The sequence below is a fragment of the Thermodesulfobacteriota bacterium genome, assembly GCA_031082315.1.
In the GTDB taxonomy this organism is placed as follows: Bacteria; Desulfobacterota; QYQD01; order QYQD01; family QYQD01; genus QYQD01.
In genome coordinates this window covers 1-22,472 of the sequence record JAVHLC010000017.1, presented here as the reverse complement: position 1 = coordinate 22,472, position 22,472 = coordinate 1, and the positions used below count along the sequence as shown (strand labels likewise).

23 protein-coding genes are annotated in these 22,472 nt (G+C 49.5%); 6 read left to right on the top strand and 17 right to left on the bottom strand.

Annotated features, from left to right (window positions below; translation table 11 throughout):
* Positions 1–288: 288 nt before the first annotated feature.
* The 7 genes from RDU59_12150 to RDU59_12120 are packed head-to-tail and all read right to left on the bottom strand — an operon-like array spanning position 289 to position 8,104.
* Positions 289–930, bottom strand: coding sequence for a DUF4136 domain-containing protein (locus RDU59_12150; protein MDQ7839230.1), 642 nt, complete (start codon positions 928–930; stop codon positions 289–291).
* A 36-nt stretch (positions 931–966) separates the two neighbouring features.
* Positions 967–1,923, bottom strand: a complete 957-nt coding sequence (locus RDU59_12145) for a hypothetical protein (GenBank protein ID MDQ7839229.1) — start codon at positions 1,921–1,923, stop codon at positions 967–969.
* Positions 1,920–2,879: a hypothetical protein gene (locus RDU59_12140; GenBank protein MDQ7839228.1), complete on the bottom strand. Its 960-nt coding sequence runs from the start codon at positions 2,877–2,879 to the stop codon at positions 1,920–1,922. The genes RDU59_12145 and RDU59_12140 overlap by 4 nt, the downstream gene beginning before the upstream one ends.
* 12 nt (positions 2,880–2,891) lie before the next feature.
* Positions 2,892–3,845 (bottom strand): glycyl-radical enzyme activating protein, encoded by a 954-nt coding sequence (locus tag RDU59_12135; GenBank protein ID MDQ7839227.1) that lies wholly within the window; start codon positions 3,843–3,845, stop codon positions 2,892–2,894.
* Positions 3,845–4,312 (bottom strand): hypothetical protein, encoded by a 468-nt coding sequence (locus RDU59_12130; GenBank protein ID MDQ7839226.1) that lies wholly within the window; start codon positions 4,310–4,312, stop codon positions 3,845–3,847. Before RDU59_12130 ends, RDU59_12135 begins: the two co-directional genes overlap by 1 nt.
* A 40-nt stretch (positions 4,313–4,352) precedes the next feature.
* Positions 4,353–6,770, bottom strand: coding sequence for a pyruvate formate lyase family protein (locus RDU59_12125; GenBank protein ID MDQ7839225.1), 2,418 nt, complete (start codon positions 6,768–6,770; stop codon positions 4,353–4,355).
* A 38-nt stretch (positions 6,771–6,808) separates the two neighbouring features.
* Complete coding sequence (locus tag RDU59_12120) at positions 6,809–8,104, bottom strand: metallophosphoesterase (GenBank protein MDQ7839224.1); 1,296 nt, start codon at positions 8,102–8,104, stop codon at positions 6,809–6,811.
* 525 nt (positions 8,105–8,629) lie between these two features.
* Here RDU59_12120 and RDU59_12115 point away from each other — a divergent pair.
* Positions 8,630–8,896 carry a hypothetical protein gene (locus RDU59_12115; GenBank protein MDQ7839223.1) on the top strand — a complete coding sequence of 89 codons (267 nt, stop codon included), beginning with the start codon at positions 8,630–8,632 and terminating at the stop codon, positions 8,894–8,896.
* A 56-nt stretch (positions 8,897–8,952) separates the two neighbouring features.
* Here the strand turns inward: RDU59_12115 and RDU59_12110 are convergent, their stop codons facing one another.
* The 3 genes from RDU59_12110 to RDU59_12100 form a co-directional block, all read right to left on the bottom strand.
* The gene (locus RDU59_12110) at positions 8,953–9,171 is read right to left on the bottom strand and encodes a hypothetical protein (GenBank protein ID MDQ7839222.1); all 219 of its coding nucleotides are present in this window, start codon (positions 9,169–9,171) and stop codon (positions 8,953–8,955) included.
* A gap of 157 nt (positions 9,172–9,328) precedes the next feature.
* Positions 9,329–9,694, bottom strand: a complete 366-nt coding sequence (locus RDU59_12105) for an RNA-binding protein (protein MDQ7839221.1) — start codon at positions 9,692–9,694, stop codon at positions 9,329–9,331.
* Between the two features lie 88 nt (positions 9,695–9,782).
* Positions 9,783–9,986, bottom strand: a complete 204-nt coding sequence (locus tag RDU59_12100; GenBank protein MDQ7839220.1) for a cold-shock protein — start codon at positions 9,984–9,986, stop codon at positions 9,783–9,785.
* A gap of 436 nt (positions 9,987–10,422) precedes the next feature.
* Here RDU59_12100 and hisH point away from each other — a divergent pair, with 436 nt between their 5' ends.
* Genes hisH through RDU59_12085 form a run of 3 tightly spaced genes read left to right on the top strand, consistent with a single transcriptional unit; the run spans position 10,423 to position 13,032 of the window.
* Positions 10,423–11,082: an imidazole glycerol phosphate synthase subunit HisH gene (hisH, locus tag RDU59_12095; GenBank protein MDQ7839219.1), complete on the top strand. Its 660-nt coding sequence runs from the start codon at positions 10,423–10,425 to the stop codon at positions 11,080–11,082.
* Complete coding sequence (gene hisF, locus RDU59_12090; GenBank protein ID MDQ7839218.1) at positions 11,072–11,851, top strand: imidazole glycerol phosphate synthase subunit HisF; 780 nt, start codon at positions 11,072–11,074, stop codon at positions 11,849–11,851. Before hisH ends, hisF begins: the two co-directional genes overlap by 11 nt.
* 5 nt (positions 11,852–11,856) lie before the next feature.
* Positions 11,857–13,032 carry a DUF1343 domain-containing protein gene (locus RDU59_12085; GenBank protein MDQ7839217.1) on the top strand — a complete coding sequence of 392 codons (1,176 nt, stop codon included), beginning with the start codon at positions 11,857–11,859 and terminating at the stop codon, positions 13,030–13,032.
* Between the two features lie 266 nt (positions 13,033–13,298).
* On the opposite strand, the gene RDU59_12080 is transcribed toward RDU59_12085, so the two are convergent.
* The 7 genes from RDU59_12080 to RDU59_12050 form a co-directional block, all read right to left on the bottom strand.
* Positions 13,299–14,471, bottom strand: coding sequence for an RDD family protein (locus tag RDU59_12080; GenBank protein MDQ7839216.1), 1,173 nt, complete (start codon positions 14,469–14,471; stop codon positions 13,299–13,301).
* A gap of 147 nt (positions 14,472–14,618) precedes the next feature.
* Positions 14,619–15,356, bottom strand: a complete 738-nt coding sequence (locus tag RDU59_12075; GenBank protein ID MDQ7839215.1) for a 16S rRNA (uracil(1498)-N(3))-methyltransferase — start codon at positions 15,354–15,356, stop codon at positions 14,619–14,621.
* Positions 15,357–15,470: 114 nt separating this feature from the next.
* The gene (gene prmA, locus RDU59_12070; protein ID MDQ7839214.1) at positions 15,471–16,430 is read right to left on the bottom strand and encodes a 50S ribosomal protein L11 methyltransferase; all 960 of its coding nucleotides are present in this window, start codon (positions 16,428–16,430) and stop codon (positions 15,471–15,473) included.
* Entirely contained in the window at positions 16,431–17,414 is a 984-nt protein-coding gene (locus RDU59_12065; protein ID MDQ7839213.1) for a thioredoxin family protein, read from the bottom strand.
* Between the two features lie 316 nt (positions 17,415–17,730).
* Positions 17,731–18,627 (bottom strand): DMT family transporter, encoded by an 897-nt coding sequence (locus RDU59_12060; GenBank protein MDQ7839212.1) that lies wholly within the window; start codon positions 18,625–18,627, stop codon positions 17,731–17,733.
* 383 nt (positions 18,628–19,010) lie between these two features.
* The gene (locus RDU59_12055) at positions 19,011–19,205 is read right to left on the bottom strand and encodes a YwbE family protein (GenBank protein ID MDQ7839211.1); all 195 of its coding nucleotides are present in this window, start codon (positions 19,203–19,205) and stop codon (positions 19,011–19,013) included.
* A 290-nt stretch (positions 19,206–19,495) separates the two neighbouring features.
* Positions 19,496–19,837 (bottom strand): MTH938/NDUFAF3 family protein, encoded by a 342-nt coding sequence (locus RDU59_12050; GenBank protein MDQ7839210.1) that lies wholly within the window; start codon positions 19,835–19,837, stop codon positions 19,496–19,498.
* 320 nt (positions 19,838–20,157) lie between these two features.
* Here RDU59_12050 and RDU59_12045 point away from each other — a divergent pair, with 320 nt between their 5' ends.
* Positions 20,158–20,316 (top strand): hypothetical protein, encoded by a 159-nt coding sequence (locus RDU59_12045; GenBank protein MDQ7839209.1) that lies wholly within the window; start codon positions 20,158–20,160, stop codon positions 20,314–20,316.
* A gap of 254 nt (positions 20,317–20,570) precedes the next feature.
* Positions 20,571–22,424: an ATP-dependent zinc metalloprotease FtsH gene (ftsH, locus tag RDU59_12040; protein ID MDQ7839208.1), complete on the top strand. Its 1,854-nt coding sequence runs from the start codon at positions 20,571–20,573 to the stop codon at positions 22,422–22,424.
* Positions 22,425–22,472: the final 48 nt, after the last annotated feature.

Genomic DNA, 22,472 nt, shown 5'->3' with positions numbered 1-22,472 from the left:
ATCAAAGATCAATGGGAATACTTACATGCAAAAACCTAACCGGACAAAGCTGATTCCGACTATCTTATTCTCAGATGTCATATCTAAATTAACACCCTCAGAAATTTCAACAACGCCGTCAGGTTTCTGATTTCCTAATTTAATATATATAGCATCAACTTTATTATCGTAATGGACTCTCATTTCTTCCTCCCTTTCTTTAGTGGATAGTTTGTGATTACTGTTATTAAATCTTCTTCAACAGAGACGACTATCTTCAAGGGATACTTAACTCCCGGAACATCTTTCTTATCTGTTTTCCCTTAAACGTATTACACGAGGGTCTGTGGGAGTTAACGTAGTTTGAACGGTTCTACCGGTATCCTTTCCGAAATAATCAAATGCTGTCACCAGCAGATAATCTATCACGATTCTAAGGTCACGGCTCTCTCCCTCGCTCACGGTGTCGCCCGCCCAGACTACCTCCGTTTGACCGGATTCACGTAGTTTATGGGCGTCTATAACTCTTATTGATAATGACCGGGTAAGATACTGAATGGAATAAGGTTCATACCTATATACAGTTTCATAATACCACGTCTTTGAATAAGGATCATAAGCCCTGATGTCTTGAGGTCTTGAGATAAATCCTGTATACAAGGGGCCTCGACCTATCCCATACCGGAAGACAAGGTGAAAGTCCGCATTCTCAGTCGGGGAAGCCGGATAACCTTTTTCTTTGAGCAGCCTGGCTATTTTTGACGCCACCTCTCTTTCAAGGAGAGGGTTGTCAGCTTCCGGGTTCTGTACTACAAATATTGTCTTGCCGGGAACCAGAGATAGAGGGCGCGCCGGGTCCAAATAGCCGGTTACATCGATGCGGTAGGTAGCGCAGCTTGTGGTCCCAAGAATCAGACCAACGAAAAGGAAAAGTTTAAGTAGAAATCTCATAGGAATCCCTCTGCCAAATCCCTGAAGCCCCCTTTTTTATCTTACTACATCGAATCCGATCTCAACCCTCATCTTTTCCCAGTCCTCATCCAGGAGGAGAAAATAACCGAAATTGCGGTACCGGTACAAGTCTGGATCGAGACCTGGATCGTATGCCCTGGACATATCCGTGGCATAGAGGAGCTGGCCCATATAGAGGCCTTCGGCTATCTGTACTATCTCATCGATACAGTAGTTATCCGGCGGGAAGGTCTTGAGCTTGGGCCAGCGATAGTTAAACTGATAGACCATGCGTCCCTTATTGTCCGGGTTAACCGAACGTCCCTCCCGGCCGATAAAAAAGAAGCCTTTCACGTCATAGTCACGGGCCGTTATCTCTTCGGCTGTAGCCGGCTCCAATTCTATCTGGAGGGCCTTCATGGTGTCCACGGCCGCTTTCTGGCGGAATGTCCGGGTGCTGTAGGTATTGGAACCCCAGGTCGTCGGGACTTGGCCGGTCTCAAAGCCAGCCGTTATATCTTTAAGCCTTTCCACCTTACATTCTTCAAAGGTCTTGCCGGTCCAGGGCGAGAAGACCCTTACCAGGGGCCAGGGGAGGTTGAGGGCGTTGACATTCAGGCATTTAACCAGCTCCTGACTCTGAAAGGCCACCACTGCGCCGTGTACGTAACCCTGCATGTCCCGGGGCGCAATGCTACAGTTAAATATCTTTTGGAGTTTGTCAAAATACGGTGACTTTGTGCTTATGTCCTTTTGCAACTCATCCGAATAAAATTTTATCAGGTCTAAAACTGTCCCTCTTTCTTTCAGATCTCTTTCTATTTCCGCCAGCAACCGGTCTTTTGGGCCTTCCACGCATTCTTTTTTAAAAGTAAACTGGGTAAACTTTTCCGGTTGAGGTCTCAGGCCTTCTCCCTGCCTGCCGGCGACGGCGCAGGAAGAAAGAAAAATAGCCACAAGGCATAAGATTAAGATAAGGGTATTGGTTTTCATTGCGTTCCTCCTGGGCTAAGAAGATAGTTTTTTTCTTTGTTCCATTCGTCGTCCATTAACAGAAAATAGCCAAAATGTTCGTACTTGTACGCGGCTGCCGGACAATCGGGATCATAATCTTTGAGAATGTCGTCAGTGGCAAAAAGCAGTTGTCCGAGATAAAGGCCGTCGGCTGTTTCCACCAGCTCATCTATAAGATAGCGCAGAGGCGGGGAATTTTTAAGGTTTCGCCACCGGTAATTGAGCTGGAGAACCTGCTTGCCCGGATTGCCGGGATCTACTGATTCTGCCCTATGCGCTATAAAGAGCCCGCCTTTTTTATCATACCCATATTTCTCTTTCTCTGCCGGCGGCGCGTCCTTCAGGCCGAGCCAAAAGGTAAGCACCTCCGTACTCAGGACATTCCAGACCGATCCCCAGACCTCTTTAAAACAGTTTATGCCCATAAAGGTAGGGACGGCGCCTTTTTCCCAGCCTTCTGTATACTCCATAAGCTCAGCTCCGATAGCGGGTTCAAATATCTTGCCGTCCCAGGGTGAGGCCTCGCTTAGAGTTGCGCTCCAGAGACAATTAAGGAAACCGCCATAGCGATGTTCTCCCTTTTTTAAGACCAGCGCCAGGCCATAGTGATGGCCCTGGAGATCGACCGGGCGCCCCTTGGCAAAAAGCCAGGCCAGTCGCCCGAGATAGGGAGAATCCGGAGAGGCATCTTTTTCCAGTCCCTTCATGTAAAAGTGCATAAGTTCAAGGATAGACGCCTTCCCTTCCAAATCCTTCCTGATAGCTAGAAACACGGGATCGTCCTGGATGTCAGTGGTGTCAAATTTAAATTCTGTAAACTTCGGCGTGAGCTGTGGTCTTTCCGGCTTGGGTTGAAGAGTTGTGGCGCAGGAGGCAAGAAAAAGCAGTAGGATACAGGGCAGTACAATAAAAATGTATATTTTTTTTATCTGCATAATATGATCCCCCTAAAATGGCACCAGTTCTGACCAACTGAATATGTCCCGGTATTTCTTTAACTCCTGCGGTGTGAGCAAATACCTGGAAAGCCTTGAATCCACATTTTTACCAAAATTTTCCGTCTTGGAAATCCAGGTTGGGTTATAAGGAAGCAAGGAACATTTTTTTACGCCCAGCCCCTTCAGCAAGTCTGATATGGATCGCAGGTTTTCCACCGTGGCCGTAAATCCCGGGATAAGCGGGATGCGCGGCAAGACCGCCTCCGCCCGCCCGGCCAGGAGATTCTTAAGGTTGGTCAGTATCGGTTTGTTGCTCCGGCCGGTATATTCCCGGTGTTTGTCTGCATCCGCCAGCTTGACATCGAACATGATCAAATCCACATAGGGAAGTATCTTTTCCTCAAACTCTTTCCAGGCAAAAAAGCCGTTGGTCTGGATGGCCGTATGGATGCCCGAATCCTTCAACACCTTTAGGACAGCCGAGGCATAGTCCATAAAAACAGTCGGCTCACCGCCTGAAAGGGTCACCCCGCCGCCGGAGACCTCATAAAAGGTCTTATCCCTAAGGAGAATCTCCACCAGCTCATCAACCGGATAAAAGCGGCCGATCAGCCTCAGGGCGCGTCCGGGGCAGGCCTCCACGCAGTCGCCGCACCTGGTACACCTTTCCCGGTCGATAAGAAAAGGGTCTTCGAGCGCACAGGCTTTTGCCGGGCAGGCGGAGACACAATCGCCGCATCTTATACAATCCCGGGGATAAAACCCGATCTCCGGGCCAGGGTCGATGGATTCAGGGTTCTGACACCATAAACAAGTTAACGGGCATCCCTTAAAGAAAACCGTGCTACGGATACCGGGCCCGTCTTCCAGTGCGTGTCTCTTAATATCAAAGACCAGTGGCCGCGCTGTCGTCAGATCCGCCGAAGGCGTGGTTGTTAGATTCGCCGTTGGAGAAGCGGTCATTAAGGCAAATTACCGGTCAACTCCAGTTGGAGATGGTTGGCCATGAAGCCAAATTTGTACATATAATTAAGATTGCCGGTCACAACCACCTCGTTGTTCAGAAGTCCTTTTAAAATATCCCGGTTGGCCGAGAGTAAAAAGTTCATTAAGGCCCGGCCGTCTTTAAAGGATACTGTAACATTAACATCATCAGAAACTTTCTCTCCTATTTTCATATCACCATCTTCAAATTTAACCAGCACGGCCACACCGCCGTCCCTGCTCCTGAACTGATAACGCCCCCTAAAGTCTTCGATGTTCTTGCGATAGGCCGGGTCTAACATAAATTTGATCCTCATAAAGGCCAGCAGGGCCTCTAAAAACGTCTCGGCCGTCTCGTCCTCAAGGCTCTTTAAAAACCTCTCGCCGAGCCGGTCCAGGGCCTTATCCATGGATAACCCGCTTATAAATCCCTCGATATCAAACATCAGGATACCTCCCCAGATCTCACATCTCAAATCTGAAATTTCAAATTTCCTCGCCGGTAACCAGGTCATACTCTGCACGGGTAATTATCTCCTGCTGCATATGGGGATTGAGGTCCCTGAAATATGCCGTATATCCGGACACCCTCACAAAAAGGTCCGGATACTTCTCCGGAGACTTTCGCGCATCCTCTAAGGTCTTGCGGTCGATGATATTAAACTGCACCTGCAGGCCGCCCATTTTAAAGAAGGCCTCGATGGTGTTGGCAAATCGCGACATTGTAGTGGTAGAGGGGGTGTACTTCAGGTTCAGGGCATGGCCATCCGCGATTCTGGTGTGATCGAGGCGGGCCACAAAATTGAGGCAGGAGGTCAAAACCGGCGCCGAACCGGATACCGGTGTAATACCGCTGGCAAAGGGCTCACTCTTTATCCGGCCGTTGGGCAGCGCGCCGGTGAGCGCGCCAAATCCGGCATGATTGGTCATAGTCCAGTAGCCGACTGTATATTTGCCGCCCCGGTAATTTTCCTTACCCTGGAAGGTATCATGCAGGAAACCTATCAACCAGTCGGCGTTAGCCCTGGCCATCTCGCTATCCGTGCCGAACTTTTCCGGTGAGGCCTTAACCATGGCCTGAAGCTTTTTATAAGGGCCGCTCCAGTCGGCATTAATGGCCGAAATCATCTCGGCCATAGTGAACTTTTTCTTATCAAAAACGAATTCCTGAATGGCCGTTACCGAATCCACCACATCGGCCAGCCCGATCATGGCCGCGCCGGATGAGTTATAGGTGGCGCCGCCATAGATGACATCTTTGCCTTTCTCCATGCAGCCTTCCATCAGGGCGGAAAGCATGGGCGTGGGGTGTATCTCCTGGTGGGCCCGGCCTAAATTGTTATTCAAAGTTACGACTTGATTAATCAGCCAGCCAAGCTGCGTTTCCATTGCCTTTTTAAATTCTGCGAAAGAAGTCATGGCCACGGCCGGTTTTGACTTCGGCCCGATCTGTTCATCTTCGGTCAGGCGGTGTTTGCCTCCCCAAAGGGCCATCTCCATGGCCGAGGTAAGATTCATTAATATACAGCCGGTGTGACCGTAGGCCCGGCCGCTGCTTGACGGCTCCACACAACCCACTGATGAATAATCCATGGCATGCTCAAGGGATACGCCCTGCCCGGTCAAGGTCTCAACAGCGGAGACATCGTTATGGAAACACGGGGTGGCCCCGGTATTGATATTGACCTCGCAGAGCCGGTCTAAGTACTCTTTTTTGCTGACCTCCGGATAGTAGCGGGCATTGACATTGGGATCGCGGAGCCGCAGAAGTTCCGTGGCCTTAAGCATGACGTAGGTAAGATCATTTACGGCGTCTTCACCCTTCATATCCACTCCGCCTAAGGTAACGGCCTGATTAGAGCCGCTCCCTCCAAAGAGTTCTTCGCCGGTTTCCGGGCTCAAGGGCACATGGTCGGCGATCTTGAGCCAGAAGCAGCCCACCAGTTCTACGGCCTCAGCCGGAGTCATACCCCGTTTTATATCCTCAGCATAAAATGGATAGAGTACCCGATCTAATCGTCCCAGGCTCAAGGCCACATTGGCATTTTCCTGGTGCAGGGCAATCTTGCAGATCCATATAGCATTTAATGCCTCGCGGAATGTCCTCGGCCTTTCGGCCGGCACCCTTTTACAGACCTCGGCCATCTCAAGGAGCTCCTGACGGCGTTTGGTATTCACCTCTTTTGCTGCCAGCCGCTCCGCCTCCCGGCTGAGATTGGCGGCATAGCTTATGACCCCGCTAAGCGAGAGTTGCACGGCCTGATAAAAGTCCTTTTTCGTCCTGTCCTCTTTAGAGCCGCCGGACGAAAGCTCCCTTTCCCTGGCCTCTCTTATGATGTCGAGAAGCCCCCGCTCCACTACCATGGCGTAATTAGGGACGGTATGGGATATGCAATAGACCTTGGTGGCTATGTAAAAGACAATCCGCTCCATGATCCTTTGACAAAGAGGGTTGCCGTTATCCTTCCTGGCCACCTCCTGGATGGTGCGATCCGGCCAGTAAGGGAATATGTCGAAGTTTAATTCATCTATCTCTGCCCTGGTAATGCCGAAGGGATTTTTCTTCCGGCGGCTAACGGTCTCCAGTTCGGGCCAGATAGAAAGGGCCATAAAGTCCGGATAGAGGACAACGCCGATGGTCCTGGCGGTAGTTGTCCCGGCCAGGAGATTTTCATCGGCGATCACCGGCCGTTTATTCTCCATAACGTACTTATAGAGCCTCCCGGCCCGCAGTTCCGGAGAATCAGCCGGATTATCCGGGTGTTTCATATAACGGGTTATGTTCCGCGGAAGCTCCACGCATATCTCCGGCCGGGTAGCAAAATGGAGTTCCCTCAGACGTTTCAGCCGGGGCAGCCTGTCCAGCGTAACGTCTTTTAGACTCAAATCATCAATAGTAACCACTGCCGCTCCTTCAAGCTTTCAGCTTTCAGCTTCCTATTTTATCTCCCGTAACCCAGAGAGGCTGACCAGACCTCGTAGTTCCTATCCCTTTCCTTCTCTTCCTCAAGATAAAAGACGATAAAGGTCATGACATGCCAGCCGATGAACTCGCAGTTTTCCTGGTCAAAAGTCGTGTGCTCAAATACCTTACGCCAGGTGCCGGTGTTGAAATAGATCTTTTCTATGACGTCGTTCCGGGGAATGGGCACGATATCCAGAGGAATCTGCTCGGTATGGTGCGTATGTCCGTACACCACATAACGGACGAGGTTGTTCTTAAGAGCGGCCTCATTATAAGCAAATCTCCGGTAATCATCGGATTTGCGGTACAAACTGCGAACAACCCAATGGCCCAGGATCTCCTGAAGCTTGCCAAAGGAAAAGCCGGAGGATAGGCGCATGGCCATCGCTAAAAAGTCCATCGTGTCCGGGCCAAGCCGGTCGTGATCCTTCACAAATTTTATTTTAAAGAATTTATCGACCAGGTCGTTCCATATAGCATGCATCCTCTGTTCGATGCCAGGGGTATAATTACAAACGCCCTGGATCCAGGCCGGGATCTCCAGGAGAGGCCTTACGTTGTCAATTTCTTTTAGGCGGTTGTACAGGTCGGTATGCGGGGCCAAAACAGGGTCTTGTCTTACGGCCTCCGGGAAACGATTTAACAGGTCAATGACGATGGCATCCCCCAGGGAGGAGGCATCTCTGTCCCCGTCATAGTTGAACTGGTCATAGTAGTCACCGTGACGCGCCATAACTCTATAACTTTCAAAAACCCGGTCATAGGGGAAGCGATTTTGGGCGTAAAACTGGGGGTCCGGCATTCCCAGAAATTGGGCTATCTTCTGGCGGGTGGAGGCATATCTGTTAATGAGCCAGTCGTGATTGCCTGTCAGGTAGGATAGTTCAACATTAACACCTAACTTAGCGCAGTGTTCCTGAAACTCTCTTATATACCCTATGGCCTTAATATTCCGCGGCTGGTTGATAATTTTGTCCACAATTTCTTCGGTATATCTTTGCAGATTCCACCCGCTTCGATCAGTGTCTGTAACTGTTGACCATGGTCTTATAGGCTTTTGGGGGTCGTCGTTTTCTTTACGCAGCCACAAGTCAGACCGGATGACATCAAATATATCTCCCAGGAGCGCTATCTCCAGGTTTTTGATATTGGATTCCCTGGGGTCTCCTGCGACATCCTCCAATATCCGGCAGAACTTGTCAAAGGCCCTGGGATCAATCGTTGTGCCTGATGATCCGTCCGTGAGATGTACATCGCTTAGAAAGACTAACATGGCCGATCCCTCCTTTTGGGCATTTTACGCCTAAAAGTTTCGCGTGTCTATTAACTTTTTCTTCTACCTCACGTTCGCTCCCGTACCCCGAGATAGAAAAAATTTTTTCGCTTAAGTAAGTCCTCCCATTAGCCGAAAAGCCATAATAAAGCATTAGAAATGTAAGGCTGCTGGATAGGCAGGAACATGCACATGCATAAGGTATTATGAAGTTGCGTGGCGAAATAGGCGTCCACCATCTTGACGAACTATATGAGCGCCTGAAGGATCGGTTTGGGGGTGCATATTGGTCCGGGCTTGACAGAAAACAGATCGGCACTTATGGTTAATGTTCATCCGAAAACCCAAAAATTCCGGATGAGCTGTCAGCACTCAGCTATCAGCATTCAGTTTAATGTCTTGTTTGTCTTAGATTTTTGCTGACAGCTAATCGCTGATCGCTGAAAGCGTGAAGCCGAAAATAATAGTTTCCGGATGAACACTGGTTAATAACAAAAGGGCCTGAAATAAATACGGACTTTGGATATGGATGACCAGGAATACAACCTGTATGAGATTATTCGAGATCCGGGGCTGTGGATTTACGAAAACTTTGACCTATCAACTGCCGGTCATTTTTATCTATATCGTTATGATGCAGGCGAAGAGACTTTCTATCGAGCTACTGTTCCGGCGGGAGCAACCGCTCCGCATTTTGGTCCGCTCGATCCCACGGAAAAAGTCCCCATCGGGGGGTGGTATGTGGTGGAAAAAAAGTCGCGCGTCCCATTCCGTCTACGATTGGTCAGCTAAAATTTGTAAGGGGGCTACGACCGTATAGGGACTTGCGTTACGTCCGGGCTATGGGGTTATTCATCATCGTTGCTGTTTTCACCCCATTGCTCCGGCAGAGGCTGAGGGCCGGGTCGAATACCGGCAATATCCGGGTCTTGATCGCCGGGCTTCAGTTCTGCATTGGATTTGTGCTGCTTGGTCTCGAGTCGGCGGGATCTCTTAGCTTCTTGTTTCTGCTGCCGCTCTTTCTCCTTTTGACGTTTCTCGAAGGTACCCCTTGATTTTTTTGCCAAGTTTTTACTCCAAATTCTTCCGGTTGTGGTTCGTTCGACAGATTCCCGGATGGGCAGCGAGGGTGCCGGTAACCTGCTCCCCGGCTCCGGATCTGTCTTATGCCAGAAATATGACGGCTACGCCCCGGCGCAGCTTCGATCGGAAGGGCTTCTGTTGTTATCTTCTGCCTCTATTCCCTCCGAAACCTGACCCCCTTCCGCTTCCGCTTCCGCCTCTGCCGCTACCGCCACGGCCACCCGAATAGCCTCCACCTCCACCATATCCGCCAGTGGTCCTTGCGGGCCGCGGGCGCGCCTCGTTCACGCTCAGGTTGCGTCCTTTAAGCTCCTTGTTGTTTAGGGCATCAATCGCAGACTGGGCTTCCTTAGCGTCTGACATCTCGACAAATGCAAAGCCCCGGGACTGACCGGAGTATTTATCTTTAACGATCTCTACGGATGTAGTCTCGCCGAAGGCGCTAAATTCTTCCCGTAAATCATTTTCACTTGTCTCGTAGGACAAGTTGCCGACATATATTTTCATTTCCAATCGCTCCTTATTATATCCAAACGGAGAATAACCGGTACTCATGAGAGCGGCTTTCTCCGTTCAAATATTCCTTGTGTCTCGTTTATTCCATTACGGAAACGTTCACCGCCTGAAGGCCTTTTTTGCCTTCGGCCAGATCGAAGGTCACCTGCTCGCCTTCCCTTAAGGACTTAAACCCGTCGCCCGAGATAGCTGAAAAGTGCACAAATACATCTGTACCATCTTCCTGGGAGATAAAGCCGAAGCCTTTGCTGTCATTGAACCACTTTACTGATCCTTTAGCCATATTATTTCACCTCCTTTCAATAATGACTTCGAGTAGGTATCTATCCGGGCAAAAAAAAACTGCATCGGCCATGATAGCCTTTGCAGTAAGGCAAATCCGGACAAAACAAACTCTTGTTGGCATTAAACACTATTCTGGAGGGGAATGCAACAAAAAACTGCGGAAATGTTAAGCCAAAACAGAAACGTCCGGTTGTAATGTCGGAGACCCGCCTTTTTCCCTTGCAAAACATTTATTCAGTTAGTATTTAAGGTATCGTAAGCATTACAGGATTTATACTTAATCGCCGTCCAGAATAAATTAGTTTCCATCCGAAAACCCAAGGATTCCGGATGGAGCAATCAGCACTCAGCTTAATGCGTTGTTTGTCTTAGGTTTTTGCTGATGGCTGACAACCGATCGCTGAAAGCTTGAAGCCGGAAACGGTAGTTTCCGGATGAAAAAAATCATACGGAATTGGACTATGATTGCCATTATCGACTACAAGGCGGGGAATCTGACCAGTGTGGAGAGGGCGGTCAGGAAATTAGGGTATCCCTGCAAAGTGACTAATAAGGCCAGGGATATTAAGAGTGCGGAACGGATTATTTTTCCTGGCGTAGGCGCGGCCGGGCAGGCCATGGCCGATTTAAAGGCCCTGGGTCTGGATAACCTTATACGAGAGGCCTTTCTGGGTGGGAAGCCCATCCTGGGCATCTGCCTGGGGACTCAGATTATCCTTGAGTACAGCGAGGAAAATGACACGACCTGCCTGGGGCTTGTCCCCGGCCGGGTGAGGTTGTTCTCCCAGCCGCTTATGGAAGGTGACACCCGCCTCAAGATACCGCACATGGGCTGGAATGGGATGAAGATCGTCCGGCCGCACCCGGTATTTTCGGGTGTGGAGGCCGGGAGCGAATTCTATTTTGTCCACTCTTATTATCCGGTCCCGGCGGATGATAATTATATCGCCGGCCTGACCGGTTATGGGCGGGAATTTGCCTCGGCCGTGGCTTATAAGAACCTGGTGGCCTTGCAGTGCCACCCGGAGAAGAGCGGCCGGGTGGGCCTTAAGGTATTGGATAATTTCTGTCGGTGGGATGGCTATGCTCAGTAAACGTATTATTCCCTGTCTGGATGTGCGGGCCGGCCGGACGACTAAAGGTATTAAATTTAAAGATAACATAGACATCGGCGACCCGGTGGAGATGGCCAGGTACTATTATGAAGAGGGCGCGGATGAGGTCGTCTTCTACGACATCACGGCCTCCAGCGATAAACGCGACATCATGATCGACGTGGTGCGCCGGGTGGCCGAAGAGATATTCATACCCTTTTCAGTAGGGGGCGGGATACGGACGGCAGAGGATATGCGGGCCGTCCTCCTGGCCGGCGCGGAGAAGGTGAGCGTTAACACGGCGGCCATACAGAACCCCAATATCATCCCGGAAGGGGCGAAGGCCTTCGGCAGCCAGTGTATCGTCCTGGGCATGGATGTGAAGAAGGTGGGAAGATCGGCTAAAATACCCTCTGGCTATGAAATGGTCATCCATGGCGGGCGCACTTACATGGGTATTGATGCCCTTTGGTGGGCAAAAGAGGCCGAAAATTTGGGCGCGGGCGAGATCTGCCTCAACTCCATAGATGCGGACGGCACACAGGAGGGCTATGAACTGACCCTGACCAGCCTCATCTCCGAAGCGGTAAATATTCCGGTCATCGCCTCGGGCGGGGCAGGGAAACCGGAACATCTTTATGATGTCCTCAGCGCAGGCAATGCCGATGCGGCCCTGATTGCCTCCATGGTCCATTATGGATACTACCGCATCAAAGACATCAAGTCCTACCTCAGCGAAAAGGGCGTCAAGGTCCGCCTTAACTGGTGAATGCCGTGCCAGGGGTTGAACTGGGCATAGAACGCCTTGTAAGGAATCCACCCCAATGGATCAAAGGGGCGCGTTTAGGTCTCCTTGCCAATCAGGCCTCGGTCGATAGCCGCCTTGAACATACCTCTACACTGCTGGCCCGTGCCTTCCCGGGACAGCTCGCGGCCTTTTTCAATCCCCAGCATGGTTTTCGCGGCGAAAAGCAGGATAACATGGTCGAGTCAGACCATAGCCGCGATCCGCTCTTAAAGGTGCCGATCTTCAGCCTGTACGGCGAGGGCCGGACACCATCCCGGGAGATGTTCGATCATATCGATGTCCTCCTGGTTGACGTGCAGGATGTGGGTACGCGGGTCTATACCTTTATTTATACCCTGGCCTACTGCATGGAGGCCGCCGGAAAGTGGGATAAGAAAGTTGTAGTCCTGGACCGGCCTAATCCGATAGGCGGCCTTTTGACCGAAGGGAACCTTTTGAAGGAGGATTTACGCTCCTTTGTCGGCCTCTTTCCCATCCCGATGCGCCATGGACTGACCATAGGCGAGATAGCCAGGCTCTGGAAAGGGGCGTTTGGTATGGACTGCGACTTAGAGGTCGTGCCGCTCGGCGGCTGGCGGCGGGACATGCTCTTTGCCGATACCGGCCTTCCCTGGGTCATGCCTTCACCCAATATGCCTACGCCGGATACCGCCCTGGTCTATCCCGGTCAGGTCATCTGGGAGGGCACGAATGTCTCTGAAGGCAGGGGTACTACCCGGCCGTTTGAGTTGTTTGGCGCGCCGTTTATCGAACCGGCCCGGCTTAAAGAGAGAATTGCCAAAAGGCGTATTGATGGCGCTATCTTTCGCGAGGCCTGGTTCCAGCCGACCTTCCATAAGTGGGCCGGCGAGGTCTGCGGTGGCCTTCAGCTCCACGTCACCGATCCGCGGGTCTATAGACCTTACTACACCACCCTCTGTCTGCTTCAGGATATCCTGGCCCTTTACCCGGATAATTTTGCCTGGAGACAGCCGCCTTACGAATATGAGTATGAAAAACTGCCTATTGATCTCATCCTGGGGGATGATGCCGTCAGATGTGCCTTGGAGGAAGGGGCTGACCTCATTGACCTGACGGCCTCCTGGGAGGATGATCTGGCCTCATTTGAAGAACTGCGCCGGAGATTTTTCTTGTACGAGTGATGTGGACGCTTGGCAAGAAAGTTCAAAGCTCAAAGTCCAAAGGCCAAATGAAATCCAAATGATTGTAACACGTTAGCTGTTTGAAAAGAGCTAGTCGTCCAGAAAACGGCACCTCAAAAATCCCCCTTAATCCCCCTTTTTCAAAGGGGGAAGTGTCTCTCCTCCCTTTGGAAAAGGGAGGTTGGGAGGGATTTTAAAATACTTTTTCAAACAGCTAAACTGATACAAATGATTAAATGTCGGCAGATTCGGGTAGGTTAATGGCCCTACAGTGTGCGTATCACGTAAGTGTCCGTTATTTTGTCATGCCACCCTTGTTTATTTTTGTCGATGGCCACCCAGAGGAACCCCAGATTCAGAGGCGCTGAGGAGAGAATATAGCCGACCCAGCGCAAAAAGGCCTGGCCAAAGGTAAGGGGAAGCCCGGAGGTGTGGACCACCTTCAGGCCGAAGAGTTGTTTGCCCGGCGTCTGTCCGGTGTATCCATGGAAAAAGGTAAAATAGGTTATCACCGTAAGAAGCATGGCAAGTTGAAAAGGCAAAAACAACGTACCCAATAGTTGTAAGGCCGATGGCCATGAGAAACCGGAGCCACAGTCCAGACTGGTTTTAACGGCGATGGCCGTTCCTAATAAGAAGAACAGCATTATCAGGTGGATGAGACAGCAGTCGAAGGAGAAGGCCAGTAGTCTCTGCCAGAAACCGGCCCGCTGGAGGTAAAGGTTGGCGCCGGAAAATTCCAGGCCAGACCTAGAGCCTCCGGCCTTAGCGCCCCTTTTGCCCCTCTTTTTTGGTGTCTCGCCGGCGCCGGATAAAGAGGGTGGGGGAAGATCATTGTCGTCATCTGCGTCCTTATCTTCTTCCGGGCTTTTCTCGTCGCTCAGTATTTCCTCAAATTGTATCTCTGACTCTCCAGCTTCGAGTAATCCATCAAGACTGATCTCATCTGTCACGGCGGGAGGGGTTACCGTCTTTCCTGCAGACACGACCTCTTCTGATGTGGAAGATTCCAGTTCCAGATTGGATAGATCAATCTCCGGGAGCCCCAGGTCTGTTTCGGCCATGGTTATTCCTTCGCTTTTTGATGTCGCTTCCTCTGCTGTTGGTTCCGGTTCCGGCGTGACCTCATCTTCCAGGTCTGAAAAATCAATCTGGGAGAGATCAATAGGCGGAGACTGTGGAGGCTCTTCGGCCGACTCAATAGAACTCAGGGATATCTCCTCTTCCGAAGGCGGGGATATCTTGGGGGCGGCGACAGGAACCTTTTGCTCTTCGCGTGATCCGGTTGCCGGACGCATAAGTTGTGATAAAAAAGATTTCTGGCCGGGCTTACTCAGTGCAACACCGAACAACTTCCTGACCTCTGTCAGATCATAATTGCATTTTTTGCACAAGTCCGCGTAATCCGGGCCGGTAAAACCACATTTGGGACATTTCATGGTCTTTTCCTTTTTATTTTAGATTGTTAACCATAGAGGGCACAGAGAGGACTGAGGAATATAGGAGACAGGAGTCAGGATAAAACTTACCGACTTCTGAATTCTATATTGTATATTCTGCCTCCATTCCCTCTATGTACTCTGTGGTTAGATACAGCCGAGTTCATACTGAATTATACTTATGATGGCCAGCGTTGCCGTCTCGGCCCGTAAGACACGCCGACCCAGGCCCACGGGGATAAAACCGGCCCGGACAGCTTCTTCTGCCTCATAAGCTGAAAAACCCCCCTCCGGGCCGATGAGGGCGCATACCCTCTCAGTTGCCGACGCCTGAGTTAAAACCCTTTTTAAGTTATTATCGGAAACTTTTTCCCATAGCATAATCTTCAGGTCGTTTTCCCGGCAATCAGCCAATGTAGATGTCATATCTTGTACGTCATGAATAACAGGCAGTATATGCCGGTTGCATTGTTTGGCGGCCTCAACAGCTATCTTCTCCCATCTCTCTTTTTTGTGAGAAATTTTTCCCATGTCTCCGGTGGGGATGGTCCTCTCACACGTAAACGGATATAGGGCGAAGACCCCTAACTCTGTCATCTTCTGGACAATGAAGTCCATCTTCCGGGCCTTTAATAGGGCCTGTCCGATAGAGAGGCGGAGGGGGCTTTCTTTTACAGAACTTATTTTTTCTCCAAGCCTTAATTCCACACTGGTATCGGTCATGGCGGATATGGTGGCTATATATTCCAGGCCGCTGCCGTCAAAGACCCTGATACGGTCGCCGCACTTGAGTCTGAGAACGTTTCGTATATGATGGGCGTCAGAGCCGGTAATTACGGCAGTCTTTTTCGAGAATACCTCGCGTGGTACGAAAAATCGTCTCATGGTCACCGACTGATCTTAGTTAGTTTCCATCCGAAACCCCAAGGATTCCGGATGGAGCAATCAGCAATCAGCGTTCAGCTTAATGTGTTATTTGTCTTGGTTTTTTGCTGACAGCTAATCGCTGACTGCTGAAAGCGTGAAGCCGGAAACAGTAGTTTCCGGATGAACACTAGTTAGCACGGCACAGACCCATTCCCCCTCACGGGATGTAGATAAAACGCTGAATCCGTGCCTTTGATATACGTTGGACAGGTCCCGGATCTGGTCTGCGAGTATGCCCGAGAGGATGAGGACGCCTTCTTCTTCCAACCGGGCAAAAAGTAGGGGACAGAGCCTGACAAGTTCGAGATATGTGATGTTGGCCAGGATAATGGAAAATTTTTCCGTTATCTCTGTTAAATCCCGGCTGATAACGACCATTTTATCACCCAGGGCATTTTTCTGTACATTTTCAGATGCTGCCTTAATCGCTTCCGGGTCTATATCTATGCCTAGGACGCGATGTGCCCCAAGTTTCGCTGCCGCCATCCCCAGTATGCCTGTGCCTGTGCCTACATCCAGCGCCTTGATTTTGGAGAATTTCTTACGGAATGCCTCGGACAGGATTATGTCCTCCAGGGCGCGCAGAGAAAGATGGGTACTGGCATGCGACCCCGTGCCGAAGGCCATCCCGGGGTCTATCTCCAGGACAATATCTTCTTTTTTTGCGGTGAAGTCCTCCCACGAGGGCTTGACTACAATCCTTTCGGTAAGGCGCATGGGCTTAAAAAAGCTCTTCCAGGCATGTGCCCAATCTTCTCCCGTTATTATTTCAGATGTAATAGAGACCGGGCTGCTATCCGGGAAGATATTTTTCAGGCTTTCTATATAATTATGGAGAGAAGCCATCTTACTTTCGTAGGATTCATCGAGGGGAAGATAGGCCTTAATACTTTGAGCGGCGGGCGCAGTCTGGCTTGAGGAGGCGGGCAGGTCTTCCAGACATATCCCTCTTTCTGTAAGATCGATTAAGAAATCAGACAGGGCCTCAGTCAGGTCGGCATCAGAGGTTATTATTATTTCTTGCCATGCCATCTATACATCCTCTTGACCCTGGAGACTGCCGAGGGCTTCCTTTGCAATTTCCAGGAGGTCTGGATTCTGTTCTCCGGGCACCAGACGTCTTAAGGGTTCTATGGCGCGTGGATCGCCGATCTTGCCCAGCATAAAGGCTGCGTCCCCGCGGATGTTCAACATATCCGAGTCCAGCAATTTTATAAGACCAGGGACAAGCCGGGGTATCCTCTCCGGGGCAGTCTGTTGCAGGGATTCGATGACTACCATCGCCCCCAGTCTCACTGTGAACTCCGGCCTGCCCATTAAATCGATGAGGAGGTCGGGTCTATTCTCTTCAGTAATAATCTCCAGCGCTTTTCCGCTATTGCCTATGGTTAAAAGTGAGGCCACCACGTCCGGCAAGCCTTCTTCAGAAAGGGCCTTGTATATCCAGTTTAATAGTTCTTTTTCATTTACAGCGCCGACGATCTGCACCCGGTCGTTGATTACCGTGGTGGGGGCTGAGGCGGCGCGATGTTTTTCCCGGATATGCGGGAAATAATCCACATCGACTATCCACACCTTAATCCTATGAGAACACAGCGCGAGCTGATTGACCAGCTCGACCATTCTGGGGCAGACCGGGCAGGATTGAGTAATCAAAACCTCGATAGTTACGTCCTGGTTGAGGCCGAGCAAATAGTGTACGGTGTCTTCTTTAAGGGAATTTGTGCTGTTTCCCATGTGGACCAGGGTTCTTAAAAAGGGGGCGAGTTCGCCTCCATCGGGGAGGGCGGCATAGCAGATATTTCCCTGGGATGAATTGGCCAGGTTAATGGCCGGAGCGATAGAGCCATTTTTAGCCAATGATTCTTCTATCGTTATTAAATCTGAAAGACCGGATAGTTGATGCGCAAATACTTTTAATTTAGTAAAGAGTCCACCCTCCCCATTTTTAAGGAGAACGAAAGCCACTTTTCCGTTTAAACTTTTCAGAATACTTTTAGCCTGTTCCTGATTCATCTGGGCCTCAATCTCTTTTTGGGGGCTTCGCGTAATCGAGTGGGTAATTTTTTACTTTCCTCTATTCCCCTCTTTGGAAAAGAGGGGGATAATAAAAAGCCTGTCTTATTTTAAGAGAAAGTTACCCACACTCTTTCACGATGAGCCAAAAATTTTTTAGCCCCTCTTGCCCGCTTATCCTGTTTTCTTTGTCAGCCAAACGTTTCCGTTATTACCGTATCTGTCTTTGACTTCTGTCCTTCTGATGCCCACTGATTCTGTAAAATATGTAGGCGCAAGCCCGCATACTTTATCCTTTTCCCCTTTATCCCCCTGGCTATGATATTTCGTCTGCGATGTTTTTGTAGGAATCCCTTAATACCAACACACAGCTAATCACTATCAGCAGCCCGCCGAGAAGGTTAACGAGCCGAGGGACCTCTTGATAGACGATTAACCCAATGATTATCCCACTAATAATTTCGAATAACATTAGTATAGCTGTGGTTGAAGCAGCGATGTGTCTTAAACTGTAAAAATATAGCGGCGTTGTTATGCCTATGAAAAATACACTTGCTACAAAAATATATCCAACCTGCTGCATGTTGGATATGGAGTTATTAGAAATGAAAAATGGAAAATAGATAACGCAGGCAAAGGCTATACTCCAAAACGTAGTGAAATATGCGGAACGATTTCTTAACTTTCTGCCGATTAGTGTCATTGCTGCCACCGGAAATGCAGATAGAAGGGCACAAAAGCTCCCAAATAACACTTTTTGAGAAAAGTTTAATGACTGATCAAAAATCAAAACCAATCCAGCCATTGACAGCACAAGTGCTAACACCTTACGCCCATTTAACCTTTCGTTGAGAAACAAGGCGGCGCCGAACACAGTTAAAATTGGGAAAGTGTAATGCAGTAATTCAGTGTTGGCAATCGTGGTGTAATTGAAGGCATAAAACAGGGTCATCGTCACCCCGAAATAGCAAAAACCTATGAACATCAAATAAAGCCATTCTTTTCGCAGAGGCAATTCGATTTTTCCCCCCCACCTGTCCGCAATAAAGTAAATGAGTACTGTGCCCATTAGATATTCTACAAAGTTGATGGAATAGACGTTTAGCCCGATCCCGGTGAGGAATCTGATGAAGAGTCCTGTGAATCCATACATAGTCGCCGAAACAACAATTGCAATCACTCCTTTTGTTTCATCACCTAACCTTTGGCTCACTGCCTCTCTCGCTTTCTTGCGTAGTGCGTTCCAATGGTGCTGATTTAAGGGTAGACAGAGCTCTCACAGGAGCCCGCTTTAGCCCTCCGTGTCCGTTTTCCGGGACGTCCCACCTAGTGTAGTGTTACAGTAATATTTTTACAAGCATGGAGATTCATGCTATTGAAGACTATCTTTGCGTAACTAACGCAAATCCCAAGCCATTCGTTTGGGCGAAAAACGTTGACGCCATTTTGAAAAAGATCGCTCATTGTAAAGCCGTTACTGTAACACTACACTAGCCACCTACGTCCGGAACAGTCCAGATTTGACCTATCCTTGTGATTGTCTTTCTGATGCCCCTGATTCTGTAAAATGTGTACGGCGCGACCCCATATACTTTCTTAACTTAATATTTCTTTCACTCGTCCAATTTCACCACTTTCTAGTCGGACTTTGATGCCATGGTGATGAGTAGGAGATTTGGTCAAAATGTCTTGCACAATACCTTTCGTTAGTTTTCCAGATCGCTGGTCTTTCTTTAATACTATCAAAACCTGTATGCCTGGTTTTATATTTACACGATTTGTGCCGTTCAACTAACACCTCTCTGCTCTAAATTTTGTCCGAATTCAATTGAAACAGTATATATCAAGTGCGACTTTCATTTCCGGTTTCGAACTTTCTTGACCGCAGCGCTGATATACGACTTTTTCATCCCAGCTTTCCGGGCACCGTAGCTTTTTATGGGATGATTCACCCTTGAACATGCATAGCGAGCGCATTCCCCGGTGCTTGCAGCGGGGTTAGCGAGCGAATACGATGCATTTTACCTTGCATACGGAGATTCCCCGCAGCAAGCTGCGGGGAGCTTCAATAGGTTGTGCCTTTAACACGTCAGGTGAAGGGCGGCTATGACTTTTTTACCGGACTGGCTGAGGCGGTTGAATTCCTTACAGGCCTCTTCCGTCTTCCGGACAATAAGTTCTATGCCCTTTTCAGCAGCGAGGTCACAAACTTCTTTGGAAACCTTGAGTACGCCATAGGCCCCTGTCCCAACGATTAATACCTCCGGATTCTGGGCTATGATCTCTTTTATATCTGCCAGGTAGAGGGCGTGGCCTTCTTTGCGCCACCAATCCGCGTCCACTTTATCCGGGTAGATAATTACGTCAGAGTTATAGTTCCGCCCGTTTATGGTTATGGAGCCAAAATGGTACGCATTTATCATGGGAGAAGTTTTTGCTCCTTATCCTTCAAGTTGGTTTGCATCCGGAAACTGTCGTTTCCAGATGCAAGCTGTCAGCCATCAGCTGTCAGGCGTCAGCAAAAAACTAAGACAAACAACATATTAAGCTGAAAGCTGATAGCTGACTGCTGACCGCGCCATCCGGGAAGCCTGGCTTTCCGGATGGGAACAAGTCGGATGATTATAGAACGTTATAGGACAAAGGTCAAAACTTTGTCACAAAACTGACAAAAAACTCTTGACAAGGTTTTTTGCCTGGTGTATGGAATAAATCGTTTGTCAACGGTGTCGGTGTACGCACGATGAGTGAAGAAGAAATCAAAGGTTTTTTGCGGTTAAGTCCAATCTATGATCGGCTATCTGATGCCGAGAAAGAAGCCCTTCTGGAAGATATAAAGTCACGCTATTTTCAGGCCTACCAGTCTCAGACTAATTCCTCTGAAAATAAGCCCGCATACTAAATCTTACCTTTTTATCCCCTTTTTAGCCCGTCCGTATATTCTTAACGGTATGGTATTTCTTGCATATTTGAGATATCTTTTGATATATTATTTTTGATGAGCTCGTAAAAAGTAAAATTTTACCGCAGAGATCGCTGAGATAACATATTGAATAGTTTATAGTTTTTCTCTGCGCACTCTGCGTGCTCTGCGGTGAAAAGACTTTTTTACGAATTGATCGTTTTTAATTAGCCTATTAAACTTAGGGTGTGCGAATGAAACAAAAGAAAATTCATTTTTCGATCTGGTACTTTATCGTGGCCATGGGGGTATTGATGCTGTTCCAGTATTTCTTCCTGGCACAGCAACAGGCAACCATATCTTATAGTGAATTTAAGATGTTAGTTCGGGAAGGCCGGGTTGAAGACCTGCTTATTGCTAAAGATTCCATACGCGGCAAGTTGGGGCCAGGGGCGGCAGAAACCCTTGTAAAGATGCGGGCCGGTGAAAAGGACAAGACAACAGTTGCCCAGTTGGCCAAAGAGAAGACTTTTTATGCCGTGCGTATGGAGGACACGGATTTAATAAAGGAACTGGAGGCTCATCGTATTAAATTCACCGCCCAGCCGGAAATGACCTGGTTGACTACGTTACTTTCTTGGGTTGTGCCGATATTCATATTTGTCGCTATCTGGGGATATTTTCTCAGGCGGATGCGCACCGGCGCAGAAGGCGGTTTTATGGCTATCGGCAAGAGCAAGGCCAAGGTTTATGTTGAGGACGAGACCAAGATCACCTTTGAAGACGTGGCCGGCGTTGACGAGGCGGAGGAGGAGTTGAAAGAAGTTATCGAATTTCTGAGGAATCCCGGCCGGTTTCAGAGTCTGGGAGGGAAGATACCCAAGGGAGTCCTGCTGGTCGGCCCGCCCGGCACCGGTAAGACTCTTCTGGCCAAGGCCGTGGCCGGAGAGGCAAAGGTCCCTTTTCTGAGTCTGAGCGGATCTTCTTTTGTGGAGATGTTTGTGGGTGTGGGAGCGGCGCGCGTCCGTGACCTGTTTGCCCAGGCCGAGGAAAAGGCCCCGTGTATAATCTTTATCGATGAGATCGACGCCCTGGGGAAGGCGCGGGGTATCAGCCCGGTTTCAGGGGTTGATGAACGCGAGCAGACATTGACCCAGCTCCTCTCTGAACTGGATGGGTTCGATACCAAAAAGGGCGTAATAATTATGGCGGCTACAAACCGGCCGGAGATTTTAGATCAGGCCCTACTGCGAGCCGGTCGTTTTGATCGTCATGTTCTTGTGGATCGACCTGATCTCAAAGGACGGGAGGCTATATTAAAGGTCCATGTCCGGAAGGTAAAGATAGCCCCTGATGTGGATGTAAAGGTCATTGCGGCGCGTACCGTGGGAATGGTGGGGGCCGATCTGGCCAATGTAGTTAACGAATCCGCCCTGCTGGCGGCCCGGAATAACAAATCTCAGGTTGAAATGTCAGATTTTGAAGAGGCGATTGACCGTGTCCTGGCCGGCCTGGAGAAAAAGAGCAGACTGATTACCAGGAAGGAAAAGGAGATCGTGGCCTACCATGAGGCCGGACATGCCCTCGTGGCTATGTCCCTGCCGCAAGCCGATCCGGTCCACCGTGTTTCTATTATTCCCCGTGGTATCGCCGCCCTTGGTTATACGCTGCAACTCCCCACAGAAGACCGGTACCTGATGACTAAGTCGGAACTGATGGACAAGATTACTGTTCTCCTGGGAGGCCGGGGCTCCGAAGAAATAAACTTTAAAGAGGTTTCTACCGGTGCGCAGAATGATCTCTTAAAGGCCGCGGACATAGCCCGGAGTATGGTTACCGAGTACGGCATGAGCGAGGCGCTCGGGCCGTTAACTTTCGGCCGCGAGAGGAGACCCCTGTTTCTCGATGTTATGCTTCCACAGTCGAAAGAGTACAGTGAGGAAACAGCCCGTCAGATTGACGATGAGGTCAGAAAACTGATCAATTCGTGTTATGAAAGGGCGAAAGAGATACTGACCGGAAAAAAGGAAAAACTGGATATGCTTTCCAAACTCTTACTGGAGAAAGAGGTTGTAGAGGGAGAAGAGCTTAAGAAGTTGTTCGCCTGAGCAACTGTGTTTTTTGTCAAGCGGTTTTTAAGCATGGTTGCCATAGTG

What these genes read in the sequence shown, in the direction of transcription:
- RDU59_12100 (MDQ7839220.1), bottom strand. Translation starts at nt 9,986, where the DNA reads ATGGCTAAAGGATCAGTAAAGTGGTTCAATGACAGCAAAGGCTTCGGC.
- RDU59_12115 (MDQ7839223.1), top strand. Translation starts at nt 8,630, where the DNA reads ATGGATGACCAGGAATACAACCTGTATGAGATTATTCGAGATCCGGGG.
- RDU59_12050 (MDQ7839210.1), bottom strand. Translation starts at nt 19,837, where the DNA reads ATGATAAATGCGTACCATTTTGGCTCCATAACCATAAACGGGCGGAAC.
- RDU59_12150 (MDQ7839230.1), bottom strand. Translation starts at nt 930, where the DNA reads ATGAGATTTCTACTTAAACTTTTCCTTTTCGTTGGTCTGATTCTTGGG.
- RDU59_12075 (MDQ7839215.1), bottom strand. Translation starts at nt 15,356, where the DNA reads ATGAGACGATTTTTCGTACCACGCGAGGTATTCTCGAAAAAGACTGCC.
- RDU59_12145 (MDQ7839229.1), bottom strand. Translation starts at nt 1,923, where the DNA reads ATGAAAACCAATACCCTTATCTTAATCTTATGCCTTGTGGCTATTTTT.
- hisF (MDQ7839218.1), top strand. Translation starts at nt 11,072, where the DNA reads ATGCTCAGTAAACGTATTATTCCCTGTCTGGATGTGCGGGCCGGCCGG.
- RDU59_12065 (MDQ7839213.1), bottom strand. Translation starts at nt 17,414, where the DNA reads ATGAATCAGGAACAGGCTAAAAGTATTCTGAAAAGTTTAAACGGAAAA.
- RDU59_12080 (MDQ7839216.1), bottom strand. Translation starts at nt 14,471, where the DNA reads ATGAAATGTCCCAAATGTGGTTTTACCGGCCCGGATTACGCGGACTTG.
- RDU59_12130 (MDQ7839226.1), bottom strand. Translation starts at nt 4,312, where the DNA reads ATGTTTGATATCGAGGGATTTATAAGCGGGTTATCCATGGATAAGGCC.
- ftsH (MDQ7839208.1), top strand. Translation starts at nt 20,571, where the DNA reads ATGAAACAAAAGAAAATTCATTTTTCGATCTGGTACTTTATCGTGGCC.
- RDU59_12105 (MDQ7839221.1), bottom strand. Translation starts at nt 9,694, where the DNA reads ATGAAAATATATGTCGGCAACTTGTCCTACGAGACAAGTGAAAATGAT.
- hisH (MDQ7839219.1), top strand. Translation starts at nt 10,423, where the DNA reads ATGAAAAAAATCATACGGAATTGGACTATGATTGCCATTATCGACTAC.
- prmA (MDQ7839214.1), bottom strand. Translation starts at nt 16,430, where the DNA reads ATGGCATGGCAAGAAATAATAATAACCTCTGATGCCGACCTGACTGAG.
- RDU59_12140 (MDQ7839228.1), bottom strand. Translation starts at nt 2,879, where the DNA reads ATGCAGATAAAAAAAATATACATTTTTATTGTACTGCCCTGTATCCTA.
- RDU59_12120 (MDQ7839224.1), bottom strand. Translation starts at nt 8,104, where the DNA reads ATGTTAGTCTTTCTAAGCGATGTACATCTCACGGACGGATCATCAGGC.
- RDU59_12135 (MDQ7839227.1), bottom strand. Translation starts at nt 3,845, where the DNA reads ATGACCGCTTCTCCAACGGCGAATCTAACAACCACGCCTTCGGCGGAT.
- RDU59_12045 (MDQ7839209.1), top strand. Translation starts at nt 20,158, where the DNA reads ATGAGTGAAGAAGAAATCAAAGGTTTTTTGCGGTTAAGTCCAATCTAT.